General features: G+C 54.1%; 14 protein-coding genes and 2 pseudogenes. 8 read left to right on the forward strand and 8 right to left on the reverse strand.

From position 1 onward, the window contains the following. Positions 1–9 precede the first annotated feature (9 nt). Positions 10–1,425 carry an HlyD family type I secretion periplasmic adaptor subunit gene (locus MKI83_RS15950; protein ID WP_241588269.1) on the reverse strand — a complete coding sequence of 472 codons (1,416 nt, stop codon included), beginning with the start codon at positions 1,423–1,425 and terminating at the stop codon, positions 10–12. Beyond that, entirely contained in the window at positions 1,422–3,584 is a 2,163-nt protein-coding gene (locus MKI83_RS15955; RefSeq protein WP_272493078.1) for a type I secretion system permease/ATPase, read from the reverse strand. The genes MKI83_RS15950 and MKI83_RS15955 overlap by 4 nt, the downstream gene beginning before the upstream one ends. Before the next feature lie 276 nt (positions 3,585–3,860). Between MKI83_RS15955 and MKI83_RS15960 the strand changes: the two genes are divergently transcribed. The 4 genes and pseudogenes from MKI83_RS15960 (at position 3,861) to MKI83_RS15975 (ending at position 7,770) form a co-directional block, all read left to right on the forward strand. Beyond that, positions 3,861–4,298: a LexA family protein gene (locus MKI83_RS15960; RefSeq protein ID WP_241588270.1), complete on the forward strand. Its 438-nt coding sequence runs from the start codon at positions 3,861–3,863 to the stop codon at positions 4,296–4,298. Continuing rightward, positions 4,291–4,530 (forward strand): annotated as a pseudogene (locus MKI83_RS15965) (Y-family DNA polymerase); the annotation flags it as partial. The gene MKI83_RS15960 and the pseudogene MKI83_RS15965, both read left to right, overlap by 8 nt. 58 nt (positions 4,531–4,588) lie before the next feature. Next, positions 4,589–5,608 (forward strand): tyrosine-type recombinase/integrase, encoded by a 1,020-nt coding sequence (locus tag MKI83_RS15970; protein WP_011914410.1) that lies wholly within the window; start codon positions 4,589–4,591, stop codon positions 5,606–5,608. Next, positions 5,605–7,770, forward strand: a complete 2,166-nt coding sequence (locus tag MKI83_RS15975; RefSeq protein ID WP_011914409.1) for a site-specific integrase — start codon at positions 5,605–5,607, stop codon at positions 7,768–7,770. Before MKI83_RS15970 ends, MKI83_RS15975 begins: the two co-directional genes overlap by 4 nt. Before the next feature lie 144 nt (positions 7,771–7,914). Here MKI83_RS15975 and MKI83_RS15980 read toward each other — a convergent pair whose 3' ends face one another. Next, a complete protein-coding gene (locus tag MKI83_RS15980) occupies positions 7,915–8,478 on the reverse strand; it encodes a chlorite dismutase family protein (RefSeq protein WP_026084028.1) in 564 nt (187 codons plus the stop codon). Between the two features lie 23 nt (positions 8,479–8,501). Next, positions 8,502–8,864, reverse strand: a complete 363-nt coding sequence (locus MKI83_RS15985; protein ID WP_071534424.1) for a cupin domain-containing protein — start codon at positions 8,862–8,864, stop codon at positions 8,502–8,504. A 515-nt stretch (positions 8,865–9,379) separates the two neighbouring features. Here MKI83_RS15985 and MKI83_RS15990 point away from each other — a divergent pair. Both MKI83_RS15990 and MKI83_RS15995 read left to right on the forward strand, forming a co-directional pair. Then, positions 9,380–10,408 carry a DinB/UmuC family translesion DNA polymerase gene (locus MKI83_RS15990; RefSeq protein WP_306423276.1) on the forward strand — a complete coding sequence of 343 codons (1,029 nt, stop codon included), beginning with the start codon at positions 9,380–9,382 and terminating at the stop codon, positions 10,406–10,408. Positions 10,409–10,550: 142 nt separating this feature from the next. Next, a pseudogene (locus MKI83_RS15995) lies at positions 10,551–10,870 on the forward strand (integrase core domain-containing protein); the annotation flags it as partial. 27 nt (positions 10,871–10,897) lie between these two features. On the opposite strand, the gene MKI83_RS16000 reads toward MKI83_RS15995, so the two are convergent. Then, entirely contained in the window at positions 10,898–11,152 is a 255-nt protein-coding gene (locus MKI83_RS16000) for a hypothetical protein (RefSeq protein WP_241588271.1), read from the reverse strand. An 88-nt stretch (positions 11,153–11,240) separates the two neighbouring features. On the opposite strand from MKI83_RS16000, the gene MKI83_RS16005 reads away from it, so the two are divergent. Further along, a complete protein-coding gene (locus MKI83_RS16005) occupies positions 11,241–11,426 on the forward strand; it encodes a hypothetical protein (RefSeq protein ID WP_241588272.1) in 186 nt (61 codons plus the stop codon). A 653-nt stretch (positions 11,427–12,079) separates the two neighbouring features. On the opposite strand, the gene MKI83_RS16010 is transcribed toward MKI83_RS16005, so the two are convergent. The 3 genes from MKI83_RS16010 to MKI83_RS16020 all read right to left on the reverse strand — a co-directional run bounded on the left by MKI83_RS16010 (position 12,080) and on the right by MKI83_RS16020 (position 13,229). Next, positions 12,080–12,370 carry a hypothetical protein gene (locus tag MKI83_RS16010; RefSeq protein WP_241588273.1) on the reverse strand — a complete coding sequence of 97 codons (291 nt, stop codon included), beginning with the start codon at positions 12,368–12,370 and terminating at the stop codon, positions 12,080–12,082. Between the two features lie 108 nt (positions 12,371–12,478). Next, positions 12,479–12,973: a hypothetical protein gene (locus MKI83_RS16015; RefSeq protein WP_241588274.1), complete on the reverse strand. Its 495-nt coding sequence runs from the start codon at positions 12,971–12,973 to the stop codon at positions 12,479–12,481. Between the two features lie 13 nt (positions 12,974–12,986). Then, positions 12,987–13,229: a hypothetical protein gene (locus MKI83_RS16020; protein WP_241588276.1), complete on the reverse strand. Its 243-nt coding sequence runs from the start codon at positions 13,227–13,229 to the stop codon at positions 12,987–12,989. Positions 13,230–14,821: 1,592 nt separating this feature from the next. Between MKI83_RS16020 and MKI83_RS16025 the strand changes: the two genes are divergently transcribed. Further along, complete coding sequence (locus tag MKI83_RS16025; RefSeq protein ID WP_241588278.1) at positions 14,822–15,805, forward strand: integrase domain-containing protein; 984 nt, start codon at positions 14,822–14,824, stop codon at positions 15,803–15,805. Positions 15,806–15,849 lie beyond the last annotated feature (44 nt).

The raw sequence follows: 15,849 nt of genomic DNA on the forward strand, positions 1-15,849 counted from the left end.
TGATGTGGCTTATCGCTCACCCAAACTTTCATCGGTGTACTCCTGAAGCGGGCTCAAGAAGTAATCGATCACTTTGCGTTTATCGGTTTTCACTTCTGCCCGCACGGCCATACCCGGCGACAGGGCGATATCTTGACTACCCACGCGTAGGCTTTTTTCTTTGAGTTGTATGCGTGTGCTGTACACCAAGCCCAAACGTTCATCGTCGATGGCATCGTTGGAGATGCTTTGCACAGTGCCGTGCACAACGCCGTATTTGGTGAAAGTGAAGGTTTCGACTTTAATCTCCACTTCTTGCCCAGGGCGAACAAAGCCGATGTCTTTGTTTTCCAGCATGGCTTCTACTTCTACTGGCTCTTCGCTGGGCACAATCACCATCAGCGGTTGGGCCTCGGTAACGACCCCGCCGGGGGTATGAATAGCCAATTGCTGCACGGTGCCGGCCACTGGGGCGGTCAGGCGGGTAAGGCTGTTACGCCGTTTGGCTTTGTTGAGTTCTTGTTGGTAGGCGCTGATGCGCTGCTCGGCATCTTGTTGCAGGTCGAGCATGGCGCGGCGAGTTTGCGCCAGCACACCGGCGCGGCGGCGCTCGGCGGCTTTGCGGGCGGCGCTGAGCTCTTGCACGCGCACCCGCTGAATAGCCAGTTCACGCTCCTGAGTAAGGCGCTGCTGCTCTTTCTCTAGATAGGCGTGTTTGGCGATGTATTTTTTGTCCAGCAATCGCTGGTAGTCCGCCGCTAACTGGCGGGCAATCGGTAAGGTTTCTTGCAGTGAGGCGACGTTGGTTTGCGCGGCGCGAATCTCGGCAACGCGCTGTTCGATATCGGCATCCACTTCATCCAGCTGACTGGTGAGCTCCAGGTATTGCCCCTGCAGCCAGCGCTCGGCGGCCTGTTGCTGGGCTGCGCTGGCCTCTGGCAAGCGCTCGCTCAAGGACGCGGGAGGGCGGTTGTGCTGTATGGCTTCCAGCAACGCGCCGGCCCGCGCACGGTCGATGTGCGCGGCTAGCAAGTCACTGCTTAAGCGTTGTACATCAGCACTGGTCTGGCTGGCATCCAGCTCGACCAAGAGGTCGCCGGCCTGCACGTCTTGGCCGTCTTGTACGTGAATGGCACTGATCACCGCCACTTCACTGGGCTGAATGACTTTGCTCTTACCGCTGGGGACGATTTTGCCGCTGGCGGTGGCTACCACATCCACTTCGCCAATACAGGCCCACAGCAACGCCAAAACGGCAAAGGCCATGATTACCCATTGGATGATGCGAGGTGCCGGGTGTACAGGTTTTTCTTGCAGGGCTAGCGCTGCGGGCAAGAAAGCCACTTCGTCCTGCGCTCGCTTGGGTGGCTGCATGCTGTCTCGCTGCTGCCAAGCCATCTGCCAGGCTTGCCGATAACGCTTGAGCAAGTCGCGCTTGGCACTCATGCGGCACCGCCTTGCTGCAAGCGGTGCAGCCGTGAGTAGTGGCCGGCCTGATGGTTCAGCAGTTCAGCGTGATTGCCTTGTTCAACGATTTGCCCACGGTCCATAACCAGAATGCGATTCGCGTCGCGCACGGCCGAGAGGCGGTGGGCAATGATGATCACGGTGCGACCCCGGCAGATGGCCTGCATGTTCTGCTGGATGATGCGCTCGGACTCGTAATCGAGCGCACTGGTGGCCTCATCAAAAATCAGGATGCGCGGGTTACCCATCAACGCTCGAGCAATGGCGATACGCTGCCGCTGCCCACCGGACAACGACGCGCCGTGCTCGCCCACAACCGTGTCGTAACCTTCCGGCAGTTCGACGATAAAGTCATGGGCGCCCGCCAGCTTGGCCACCTGCATGACCTGCTCCAACGGTGCGCCGGGGTCGGTCAGCGCGATGTTCTCGCGAATACTGCGGTTAAACAGCATGTTGTCTTGCAGCACGACGCCAATCTGCCGCCGCAGAGACGCCACATCGGCCAAGGCGAGGTCCATGCCATCTACCATGACCCGACCACGCTCAGGGGTATACAGGCGTTGCAGCAACCGCGTGAGGGTGCTTTTGCCAGAGCCGGAACGCCCCACTACGCCGATCACTTCCCCCGGTTTGATGTGCAATGAAATGCCCCGCAGCACTTCTGAACCATCCGGCCGGTAGCGAAAGTGCACCTGATCGAACTCAACCTCACCGCGCAGCGGCGGCAAGGCCGAGCGCGTGGCTTGGTTGAGTTCGGTGCGCGCATTAAGAATGTCGCCCAAGCGCTGAACCGAAACGCCTGTCTGTTGGAAGTTGGTCCACAGCTGCGCTAAACGCATGATCGGCTGCGAGACACGCCCGGCGAGCATATTGAAGGCAATCAGCTGCCCGACGGTTAAATCGCCGTCGATCACCAAGCGGGCGCCCAACCAGAGCGTGGCGACCGTCACCAATTTACCGACCAGACCAACGCTTTCATGCGCCACGGTGGACAGGGTTTGGGTTTTAAAACTGGCGGCGACATAACCGGCCAGCTGGTTGTCCCACTTGCGGTTAACCTGCGGCTCGACTGCCATCGATTTGAGCGTATCGATACCGTTGACGGTCTCGACCAGAAAGGCCTGATTCTCCGCACCACGGTTAAAGCTCTCGTTCAAGCGGGCGCGCAATAGCGGCGTTATCAGCAACGAGATGACGAAATAGACCGGCAATGACAGCAGCACGACCAGTGTTAACCAACCGCTGTAAAAGAACATCACCGCGATAAACACCACGGAGAACAGCACATCCAACACTAAGGTAATGGCGTTGCCGGTAAGAAAACTGCGGATGTTTTCCAGCTCACGCACCCGCGCCACCGAATCGCCCACCCGGCGCGCCTGAAAGTACGCCAGCGGTAAGGTGATTAAGTGCCGAAACAGGCGCGAGCCCAACTCAACATCGATACGGCTGGCGGTGTGGGCAAACACATAACTGCGCAACCCCGAGAGCAGTGTTTCGAACACCATGATACCCAGCAGGCCGATGGCGATCACATCCAAGGTGGACAAGCCACGATGCACCAACACCTTGTCCATCACCACCTGAAAGAACAGCGGTGTCAGCAAGGCGAAGATCTGCAACACAAACGATGCCACCAGTACTTCGCCAAGCAGCTTGCGGTATTTGACCACCGCAGGAATAAACCAGGTGAAGTCGAACTTGGCCAACTCCCCGGCCATCGACGCCTCGGAGCGCAACAGAATCAACTCCCCACTCCAACGTGCCGCCAAGGCCTCTTGGCTCAAAACCACCGGGCGCTGCTGTTCTGGGCAGTGAATCAGGGCGTTATCGCCATCCATACGGGCGATGATGAAGAAGCCGCCGTCATTATCGGCAGCAATAGCAGGCAAAGGGGTATGCGCAAGGCGGGAGAACTTAGACCGGCTGGCCTTAGCCTTGAGGCCAAGCTTTTTCGCAGCCAGCAGCAACTCAACCTTAGAGAACGGCCGACCGTCTTCAGCGAACTCATGAACTAGCTGTTCCGGGGAAGCGGCCACGTTATGAAAACGGGCCAACATGACCAAGCAGGTCAAGCCGGAGTCGACGGCGTCACGCGTACTTTCTTCAGGACGTACACCGTCCACTGCTTCATCCATGAAAACATGATCCCTAATCGGCGAGGCTCTAAATCAAGCCTTCTAGAAGTTTTGCGAATGAAAACAAACCGTCAGCAGTACGTCAATGATGGCACGACGACTTTTTGGCACATACTGATTAAGGCATCCGTAGAACAGACATGCGTTGCGCTCTTCAGCCAACTCCAGCCCGGTAAACGAAGATTTATCTACACCACTTACCGACGAAATCACCTTGCCTAAATGGTGCCCCTCAAATACTGTTTATATATACAGTTTTTTTTACTTGAGCCGCTTATGAGCAACATCACTCTTGTACGCAGCCTGGAACCCTCCGGCGCGTTACTCCCCTACTTCACCGCCCTAGTACCCGCTGGCTTCCCTAGCCCCGCACTGGATCACATGGAGCACAAACTGTCGCTCGATGAACTGCTCGATCTGCACGCCCCGCATATCTACGTGGTGCGTGTCGCCGGGGACAGCATGACCGGCGTGGGGATTTTCGATGGCGATTACCTGATTGTCAGCCGTGGCTTAACCGCTAAGCCCGGTGACATTGTGGTTGCCTGCGTGAACGGTGAGGTGTTTGTAAAACGCCTGTGCAGCGAGCAAGGCCAGTGGCTACTGCGCTCAGAAAACCCGCGCTTTGCCCCGCGTTACATCCTTGAAGGCGATGAGCTGCTGATCTGGGGTGTGGTCACCAACAGCCTACGCAATCATCGCCAACATGCCTGAGCCTGTTTTCGCGCTGATCGACTGCAACAGCTTTTACGCCAGTTGCGAGCGAGTATTTCGCCCCGACTTATCCCGCACACCGATTGTGGTGCTGAGCAATAACGACGGTTGTGTGATTGCGCGTTCCGCCGAGGCCAAAGCTTGGGTGAAGATGGGCGCGCCTTTTCACGATCTGCGTCCCTTGCTTAAACGCCACGGAATTATCGCCTTCAGCAGTAACTACGCCCTGTATTAAGTTAGGTGGAATGCTTTTGAGCTAGGCTGAATCCGTTGACGCTCAGGGGGCGCCCATGACCACCACCCCATTGCACAAGCAAGTGTTAAGTCGTTATTCCAGTGTACAAGCTTGGCTGGAGCTCTTGGGTAATCTGGGGCGTGCGCCGGCCACCCTTGACGCCTATGGCCGTGCCCTTGCGCATTACTTATTGCATTGCGAAGGGAGTGGGCTGAAACCCGAATCCGCGACATTCGAACAAGTCACGCTCTACATCCGTGAGCTGCTACCTGGCGCAAAGAGCGCGGTGGCGAATTCAACCTTGCACCAGCGGCTTACTGCTATCCGGTTGTGGTACGACCACCTCGTTTTTCAGGGTCTTTGCGAGCACAACCCCGTGCCCCGCGGACAGCATGGTCGGCTGGCCCAAGTGCCTGGACATGGAGGGTTTGTCAGGGGCTTGCTCCCACGGCTGATTAAGTTGCCAGACATTCCCACCGATGAGCAGTGGCGACACTTTCTCAGTATTGCGGCCAGGTCGTCTATCCGTGATCGACTAATGCTGTCGTTGGCGTATTTCGGGGCTCTTCGCCGTGCCGAGTTGGTGGCCTTGCGTATTGAGGATTTAGACGTTGCACACCGACTGATCTCGGTGCGAGCGGAAACGACCAAAGGCAAACGCAGCCGCGTCGTGTGCTACAGCCCAGACATTGCACCTGTCTTGATAGAGCATCTACATGCTCTTCGCGGCGCTGGCTGGATGCGAGGTTCGTTGTTTCGATCAGCATCAGATCGTAATCGAGGCTCGCCACTGTCCCGTTGGGCGTGGAGTAAAACGGTTGAAGGGTGGGCCAAGGAAGCGAAACTATCGCACCTGAGCACTCATACCTTTCGCCACCTTCGGCTTACCCATCTGGCCCGTGCGGGCTGGAAGCTCCATGAACTGACCACGTATGCTGGACATCGAGACCCCAAAACCACTTTGATTTACCTGCACCTATCTGGCGCGGATTTAACCGCAAAGATGGCGCACTCCGTCGGCAGTCTCGATGCTCGGATGTTCTGTGAACTCTTTGGGTCTGAGGCATTGCTATGAGCACCCCCTCAGTCACCCCTTATGTTCCGTTCGACGCGAGCAAGTACGTACGTCAGAGCGATCTATCGAAAATCGAGCTGAGCATACTTTCGAATCGCTCTCACCGTTCAGACTGGGGCTACCTCCAATCAGAGATACCTGAGCTCATGAGGCCGCTAGCTGATATAGCGGCGCACAGCGGCGTTTCTCAGCGATTAGCCATTTCATCAGTGGCAGTCATTCTCTGGAATGTCAGCAAAACCGGTAAACCCTACTGGTGTTGGTCTGAGTCGCAGTGGTTGACCTTGCTCAGTAATCGAGCAGGATCACGACCATATCTCGCTTCCGTTGCTTACCATCTCGGCGATTTTCGAACCCCGCAGCGTATCGCCAAATTCCGGCAGCCGGCGATATATGCTTCTTTTATCTTCGGCCATGCCGTGTTCAGACATGAGCACGTTCGCTTGAGCCAAGCGTTGAGATCGCTGGGCTACGCTGCTCGCCATCTTGAGCAGTTCCTTTCCAACGTGCTGGGTGCCTTGATGCTGGAAAACGGCGATCCGCGGTTGGAGACATTCACCGAGGAACTGCTACTGAAGGGCCAACAGCATCGAAGCGAAGGTGTCGCGAGATCGGTCGGAAAGGTATCTCACGGCCTCGCTGCCATGGGGATTTTGGCGAAACCTTTACGCATGCGAGGCTATACCTGTTGGCGGGCGAAAAGCATCGAAGGCATCGATCCGACTTGGGCAATGTGGTGCCGTCGATGGCGAGACACTTCCACCTTGCGTCCACGCACACGTGAAAGCAATTACAGTTTTATCTTGAGGACCGGTGTCTGGCTAGCGCGCGAGCAATCAGGAATGGCGGCGCCTACCGATTGGAGCATGTCCACTTGCGCTGCATTTATTGCTGCCGTCGACCGGATGACGGTCGGTGAGTGGGCTTTGGAGTCAGCGAAGGGAACACAGCTAAAGGGGCTTGGTCAGCCTATCGCTGCCAACTCGAAGCGCGGCTTTCTACATGCCTTGCGACGATTTTTTACAGACTTTGAACTCTGGGGATGGGGTCGTTTGAAGTTCAGCCCCCGGCATCACCTCGCCACCCCGCGATCCGTGACATTCAACTCGGGTATCAACCCGCGGGTAATTGATGACTCGACCTGGCTCAAGCTGATTTGGGCGAGTCTAAATCTTGAGCGTAGTGATCTGCTTTCGGAGATTCACTATCCGCTGTCGATGGTTCAAGCCATTGCTGTAGTGTGGACGCACGCTGGTTTGCGCAGCAATGAAATCATGCGCTTGGATAAAAGATGCGCGCATCCTCAGACCAATGATGTGGTACACGAGGATGGGACCATCGTTCCAGCAAAAACTTTATGCTATCTCGATATTCCTGCCAGCAAGACGTTCAAAGCTTTCGTCAAACCTGTAGCGGTGGTCGTGAAGGAGCGCATTGACGCCTGGCTGGAGGACAGGCCTGCTAACCAGGCCGCTTTGCTGGATGAGCGAACCGGGGAAAAAGTTAGCTACCTATTTCAGTTTCGAGGCAAGCGCATAGGCTCCAGTGTCATTAATGGCACCATCATTCCAATGCTATGCGCCAAGGCGGGTGTGCCACTGGAGGACAGTCGCGGGCGAATCACCAGCCACCGGGGACGTGCCTCCGCAGTGACGGCGCTCGCCAGCGTCCCTCAGGGCATGTCGCTGATCGAGCTAATGCAGTGGTCGGGACATAGCTCGCCGAATTCGACTTTGCATTACATTCGAATTCGGCCTACCAAGCTGGCAGCATCCTTCGTTAAAGCCGATCAAATGGCCCATATGGTCTCCGTTTTGATCGATCATGACGTAATTGTTCGCCATTCAGATGCCCCCTACACCTTCTATGACTTGGGCGACTCGTATTGTTCAAATCCCTTCTGGAGCAGCTGCCCACATCGCATGGCCTGTGCGGGGTGTGACTTCAACTTGCCGAAAGCCAGCGCAAGGGCCCAAGCATTGGAAAGCAAATCGTCTATCGGACGGTACTTGGAGGCCGTGCCTTTAACTCCCGACGAGCGAGCCATTGCCGAGGGCGACTTGGAAAAGCTGGAGAGCCTCATTCGAAAGCTGGACAATGTGCCGGCTCTAGACGGCAGGATGCCGAGGAGATCGATGAGAGAAAGAGGAGGCTATAAGTAGAAAAGTTCTTAAGCGACTAGTGGCTCGCTAGACATACCTGTCGCGTTACTCCTAAGTTATGCGACACACTAGATTTTTCGGGGTTTTGCTGGGCTGCGGGTGTCGCAGGAGTGTGCCGCACGTAGATCGAAGTTAAACCTGATGCTAGGCCGGCTCATGCACTAGCCGGATGTCGATTTCTCTGTCGACATACTGCCACTCCACCGAGGCTCGGAGTTCGGCCAGAAGCCTGTTAAAGGCCGTCTCATCAGACGGGGAATATTCGAACCAAGTCAAGAAGTCGAAGGGTTCGTTCTCGCCCAGGTCCCGACAATGGTGGAGGCGGCGGGCCACAGCAGGGAGATATTGGAGCCCGATGTGAATGTGACGGGACTGTTCCTCAAAAATCTTCCGGCGTTCGTCTTGAGACAGTCCCCACCATGAGGGGTTTTTCCGGATAGGGATCAGGGCGGCGCAGGTAGCCTCTGCTCGACCCAAGCTTGGCTGCTTCGCCACGAGACGATCCTTCTCTTCACGCACGACATAGCGCTCGTTACTCGTTATCCCGCGAAGGAGCCATTTGGTGCCCGGAGGCTGCGGCGAAACAGAGCCAGCGGCTACGTTGAGCCGTGGGATTCCAGGGAGAGGGGCTCCTGCCACGGCATTCATCGCAACAACGCGCCAAACCCCCGTTTCTCCACCAGCGAACGTAAATACTCGTGTATTCATCAGGTTCCTCTCAGGCCTTTCGCCTATTTCTCAGATAACGCAAAACCTGCACTGCCCGGCGCAACCACGGAGACAAATATGAAAGGTCCTGGACCAGAGTTCACGGCACCATGTACTTGCCCAGGTTTTGCAATGGCAATATCTCCAGCTTTAAGATGAATTTCTACGCCGTTGCCTTGATAATACTTGGCCTCACCTGAGATAACCGTCCAAGTATCTTGGCCGTGAGGATGGACATGGGCAGCTATTTCCTGCCTAGGGTAGGCGTGCCAAACTACAACGACAGAATCGTTGGTCTCCAGAACAACTGAACGGATCGGTTCGCCGTTAGACGGACGGACATATTCGTCCACCGAAAAAATCCGCGATTCCGTTTCTGCTTTCATGTTCACACTCCATTCCTGCACCGCAAGGTGACGTGCATCTGGCACTAACACCAAGACGAAGCCTTGATCTTGATGGGGGCGGAGAAGCTCGACACGCCGAACGGCATCATGAAGAGCACTTTCATGCGGCACCAACCATTTCTTTTAACGACACGAGGCTCGTATGCACATGACGATATGTACTTGAGCGCCTTTCGGAAAAGCTATGTTATAGGACGGAGACCGTCAATACTCCGTCGTGGGTAGGCATGACAGAACGGTAGGATAACGGCGACGTTTTGGTCATATGTACATGGGAGGGCGGTTCACCGCTCGGCAGGGGTGTTGTCGATGGACAGGTGTCCGCCTTCGATGTAACAGATCAGCTTTGACCGGTTACTAACAGGATGACCGGATGATCCGGTGAGCGACGGCGATCTCCTCAGAAGCTACAGCCATACCGGTTGGGTATGAGAAGCTCCAAGGGCGAGCATGGCCCGGTTCTTATTGACTTTCTATTACACATAAATGGCGACATGAGTGAACGGGTGATGAGTGTGCTAGAAGCCCGCCTGCCGAGTGTCGAGGCGTACAGCATCGACGAAGCCTTTGCCGAGCTCACGGGGTTGCCTGAGCCGCTGGAAAACATCGGCCGCCAGCTACGTGCTGAGGTGCTGAAAAAAACGGGCATCCCAGTCGGCATTGGTATTGCTCCGACCAAGACCCTCGCCAAGCTCGCCAATCACGCGGCTAAACGCTGGCAACAACAAACCGGCGGCGTGGTTGATTTACGCGACCCTGAGCGGCGGAACAAGCTACTGAGGATTACGCCAGTCGGTGATATTTGGGGCATTGGCTCACGCCTGAGCGCTCAGCTAAAAGCCCTGAACATCAACACCGCTTGGGAGCTAACACAAGCGGACGTGTGGACGCTAAGACAGCGCTTTAACGTGCTGATGGAAAAGACCGTGCGCGAACTACGCGGCACACCCTGCCTGAGTCTTGAGCAAGTGATTGAGCCCAAGCAGGAGATTTGCTGTAGCCGCTCGTTTGGGCAACGCCTACGTGAACTCACACCGATTGCCGATGCCGTGACCGCCTTTGCCAGCCGCGCCGCCGAGAAACTCCGCCAACAAGGCTCGCTGTGCCGCCAAGTACGCGTCAGCCTACGCACCGGCATGTTCAAGCCTAGCGAAGCGAAATACGCCAACGGCATTCTCTGCCAACTACCCTACCCAACCGACGACAGCCGCCTGATCATCAAAGCCGCGCTGTTTGGCTTGGAGCAGGTCTACCGAGAAGGGTTTAGCTATGCCAAAGCCCAAGTATTACTGAGTGATTTGTGCAGCCATACCGACTACACACCGGACTTATTCAGCCAAGCGCCAGTCAACCAAGGCCAACAACTGATGAGCACGCTGGATGCAATCAACCAACGCTGGGGACGCGGCACCTTACAACCGGCACGACTGGCTAAAACAGCCGACTGGGCCATGCGGCAGACGTTGTTATCGCCTGCCTATACGACTCGTTGGCAAAGCACGTTAGTGGCTAATGCTAAGTAACGCATAGGCAATGACTATTTCGCGTGACTGATTCGCAAGCCGCTCCAACTGCAGCATTGGCACGTCGAGATTAATCGCTCTTTCGTCCAACGTCGCGGATGATCGCTGGTCTAGTCTGGGCGCACTACAAATGGCGCTTTAGCGCCGCAAGCAACCTAAGGGGGTCATCGTTCGTAGCCACCAAGCCAGCCAGTACTAGGCTCCGGCTTATCAGGGACTACTGCAAAAAAGCACATCCTTCGATGCACTATGAGTAGCAAAGGCAACTGCTACGACAATGCTTGCGAGGAAAGCTTCTTTAATAGTCTTAAAGGTTGAATGCATCTAAGTCGAGCGCTTCAAGATCCGCTCAAGTGCGTGAAACCGTGTTTGAACAGATCTAAATCGACTACAACCGCCAACGACTTCACAGCACGCTAACCACATATCCCCGAAGCCTTCGAGGCTCGTATAAATGCTTAATGGTGTGTCCACTTAAGGCGGCCTGGATTAGCCCTCCGAGTTCCATTGCGCGTGGATCTTGGCTGCGGCCAGAACCTGCTTGGGCAGAAGCGGTTTGTAGCCATTCATGACACACGCAACAGCTGTCTCCTGGCCAGCTTGGATCAGATAGAAACTTGGGTTCTGGAGAAATTCAGCGAGTGGGACCTGGATCAATTCAGCAATGTGAGCCTCGGTATAGATATTGGTCCAATCGGCGAACTCGAAATAGCTCACCAGGTTAGTGTTTTTTGTAGGGCTCATAGCGATACTTTAGGTGTCTTTTACTCAACGATATCGACACACTGAAATATGCAAGCAAGGCGAGCGCGATGCGCCGAAAGGCAAACACATGGCGTACAAAGTGCGGATGATCGTGGATGCAGAGCACTGCTTGGTGCTCCCTCACGAAGCGGCCCAGAAGTGCGCCGATAGCCAACCGCACGAGCCGATGCCCCAAGCCAACAAAAAAGTGCTTGACCAGCTCTCGCTTAGCGCCATTGCTGGCACCGGCCACTCCAACGGCGAGCAGTTTTAAGTATGTGAGGATGCTCAGATCACCAAGCGTGTCCCCCCCCATCGTGCGGTTAAAAATTACGGCGATGTCCAACAGCTCGATCCCAGCGCATTCATCTAAAGCGCGTAGAACAACTATCAGTGCCCCACAGGTAAAACGCAGCCGCTGACAACACAATCGAGGGGAGCGGCTGTACGCCGCCCGCAGCGAAGATTGCGCCGCCTACCCGCTCAAGCAACAATGCACCCAGTCGACCCTTCTGTATGTCTCGCGGCATGCCCACGAAACAGCATAGGAGCTCATGCTGCAGCGCATCAACACACACCCTTAGATGATGGTTCGTCGACTCTCCATCGTTGAGAACCCCTTCGGCAATCTCAAACAGTGGCTGTTCGGCAACGACCTTTTTTCTGCTGCACCAACTTAGCGGAACACATGCAGAAATGGCCTTGGCCGTGCAGGCCTAGAACCTCAAACGAGCAATCAAGGTACTGGGCGCGCAGTAAATGATCGAACTGCCGGTCTGAAAGAGCCATTTTTGCCCGTTCACGTTACGCCAGCCTCCAAAAAAACAAACGCCTCGAACTGAGTCGAGGCATTTGAGAGCTAACGTCGCTTTGCTAGTTTGTTTTCACACGGTCTGTTAGCTGGCAGTTTTTATCGCGCTTCAGGCATCAATAAGCGGCGCCAAGTTCCTTTGACTGGTACTGACAACTACGCAGCCAACCCCGTTGCTCGCCAAAATTACCGGCAATACTGTAGATAATATGGTCTGGTTTGTTCTTAGCTAAGCGATCAGCGACCGACTGGTGCGTCCAAGTTTCATCGCTATCCTGATGAGCCAGGTGGCAATCGACAGAGAACATCATGTTAACCATCACTGCCGGCTCGCCACCCTTATCGGCCGGCGCATAAACATTCTTCTCTGCCTTTATACTTAAGAAAAAATCAATCTTAGCCGGCACTGAGAGGTCATCTTTGTTTGTCGTAGCCTCAAGATCATCAATGATAAAACCATCATCGATGACAAAAGGCCCTAGCTCGGGAAAACTGTCACAGCTAGACTAACACTGTTAATTAGAATGCAAGCGAAAGCGTGCGCCATTGCCACTGCTTTTAATGACTGCAAAAAGCACAGTTGCTGAGTCATCTGTTGTCGTTTGTAATTCTGTTTCGCCATCAGGCAGCTTTATGAAAAAGCCAGAATCTTTAATTGAAACAACCCCTTTGGGAAGGCTTGCCGTGAGTTTCTCTTCAAGACTGTTCTGGATACGACTCGCCAATGTACGCGCGCCTGAGATCCCAAGCGCAGCATGCCCAAGCAAGAGCACGCGCTCGATACGATTTAGCTTTCCACAATCCATTCTTATGGAGCCAGACTTGGCGAAAATACACCCAGAGAGCATTCTCGGCTTGCCCTGTCTGGTGACCTGTACGTCTTTGCATCGCATGTGACTATGCTCTGCAACTTCATGTTCGAATAAAGCCTTAATGAAGGCGTCGACGTCTGCAGTTGAGTCAAAGTAGCCGTAATCGTAATTATCATCGGTGTTATTCAGTTCAGGCACCCTGCTGATCACCCTAGGTTTCTACAAATTCCATAAATCGCTCTTCTGCCCAGCCTCCCAGTACTCCGGCATCCAGTAGCGCGCCAACAAACTCTTGCAGTGCCTCCGCTCTGACAGCCTTGCAATCACGCAGGCCAACACCTGCAACAACTGGCGGTTTTTCCACGATTTCAGGCTGCGCACGTGGCGCAGCGCTAAGGTATGGCTCTACCGCAGCCATAATCAGCCTTGTAAAGACGGACTCTTTCCCTTTCATCGCCGGCTGCATTGTGACTAACGCCTAGATCTTCTATGTCAATTCACGCTGATCGTGAGGAGTCGCGGCAACCGCCACCGAGGTACCACTAGGCACATTCGCCAGTTCTGCGCACATTCGCCGTAAAGCTGGGAGATCTTAATCAAGGAAGTTAATCAACGCTCCGCTCTCCCCGCCTGTGCTGGTCAGGAAAATAGGTTCATCGCCGGCAAAGATTGCAGGCTTCTCTCCTCGATAAAGGCCGTGCCACAGCGGCTCCACCGGCAAATTTCCAAGGGTGCTATTGAGTAGGTTGTGAATTTCGTCCGTAAAGGCCTCATGCTCTCATCGCAACCATTTTCCTACCTCTCCCCAAAATGCAAACCCGGCCTAGAAGGCACGCTTAAGCAAAACTCCTTCTTCAAGATGGTGCCCAGCGGGCAAGACACAGTCACTGAAACAGAGCAATCGAAGGGCCGACTGTACGCCGACCGCGCAGGAAATTACGCCAGCTGCCCGCTCTAGAAATTGTTGGAGTCTAAAAATAACGAGCCAAGGCTGCCCGCCGACATGTCTCTCGCCATGCGCACGAAGCCCCTTCGTGTGCATGCTGAAGTACATCAACACACCCCCTGAAATGTTGGTGCAACAACGTTCCATTGTTGAACCTTCCTTTCGGCAATCTTAAACAGTGACTGTTCGGCAACAACCTTTTTCCGCTGCGCCCGCTCAGCGGAACACGTGCAGCAAAGGCCTTGGCCGTGCAGGCAAATCGCTGCTCCAGCCAAGTTGGCATATGACGAATTTTATTGCCTCAGACAGGCTCATTCTGAATCGAAGGAAGGCTTTACCTCTCGCAGTAAGAGTTATGCTGACACGTCGCATGACAGCCTTCGACAGAGACGGATTGGCAGAAGCCAGGTGATATGTGGGTCGTAAGCCAACTTTTATCGACAAAACCTCCGACAAAAAAAATTTCCGTCCACCTATTGCAAAAAAATTAAAACCAGTAGACAGTCTTATTGCCGACGCGATCCAATGCTGGATACGTTACGCATAGCTGGCTACCAGCACTTCTAAAGCATCACCTCAAAAGCTACATCGTCCGCTCTCTTGCAGGCGATTGTGTTTGCTTCATAAAAAGCACACGACTCATAGCGCTGCACTTGCATAGCCGATACCTGTTCTCGTCCTGAACAGCGTTGGTTTTCGCTGTCAGATCGCAACCCACAAAACTTGACGACAAGATAGGCAGCCTACTCGGCTGCTCGGTCGTCTACCCCCCCATCAAAGAGATACTGACGACCGCCCTAATGGGCACCCGCGTGACAAGCGGGCATGGACGGCAGCCGATGGTAAACGATCCACTAACGCCCAATGCGGTGGCCTGTCAGCCCACCAGCCATATCCGCCGTCCTTCCTGGACTTAAACGGCCATGCCTTGCGCTAACTAATGACAGATTCGATCTGAATGCAGCCGGATGCAGGGTTCTCCCTGTCAGCACTAACCATATCTTGGCGGAACCAGCTGCGAATAGAAAAACAACTTAAAAAATTAAGGCCCAGACCATTGTTTAGTGAATTTTTTAGACGATTAACCAGGAGAATTAGATATGGCAAAGTACGGGAAACACAATGCAAAAAATTTTGGACACGGAAGAAGTCCGAAGCATGCAGCCAAAAACGCTCTAAGAGCACATTGTGGAAACGGAAGGTTCGCAACAGTAGAAGCGCACAGCCAACGCTTTAACTTGTTCTGCGACTGGATGAGGATAAATCTTGGCATAGATGATTTACGCAAGATCAGTCACGAAAATCTTGTTAGCTATGCGGACCACCTAAAGGCACAGATGCAAGAAGAGGAAATTTCTGTAGCAACTGCACATAACAGGATTTCCTCATGCAATGTGGTTTTTAAGATTCTGCGAGGAGACAACAAAATACGGATCGATAAAATTGGAGTTCTTCTTGATAAAAAGCGCACTTTTATACGCACCTCACCTCCAAACGGAACAAACACCAACAGCGTTGCATTACTTCAAGAGCACCTTGTAGCTAAAGACCTAGAACGTGTTGCAGCAATAGTTGGCTTGGCTCGAGCATGTGGAATGCGACTTCGCGAGGCAATCCTATCGAACTTACCGCGTTTGCGTAACGAAGCAAGCAAGCGCGGAGAGATAAACATACAAGATGGAACAAAAGGTGGCCGAAAAGGTGCGTTTGCAGAACGCTGGATCCCAGCAACCGACGCTGTTAAAGCAGCTATCGACTATGCAATTGAAGTTTCACCAAAGTCCAGTAAAAACCTGCTTTCACCTGAGGAAAGCTACATATCTTTCCTACGCGGCCCCATTGAAAAAGCCAGAAGAAGTGGATTCATCAACATCATCAAAGGTTTTCATGAGCTTAGGGCCGCGTACGCATGCCAACGCTACGAAGAGCTGGTTGGCCACCCCTCCCCAGTAATATCAAAACGTAAAATCCTATCAGAACAAGAGAAAGAGTCAGACCGCGAAGGCCGACAAGTAATTAGCAAAGAGCTAGGACACAACAGAACTGAAATCACTAACTCATACCTGGGAAGCAGCACTAAATGAAATGCCCTATGGAGGACTTCCTCGAACACGTTCTGAAAGGCTCC

Source organism: Atopomonas sediminilitoris, from assembly GCF_022601735.1.
GTDB lineage: Bacteria > Pseudomonadota > Gammaproteobacteria > Pseudomonadales > Pseudomonadaceae > Atopomonas > Atopomonas sediminilitoris.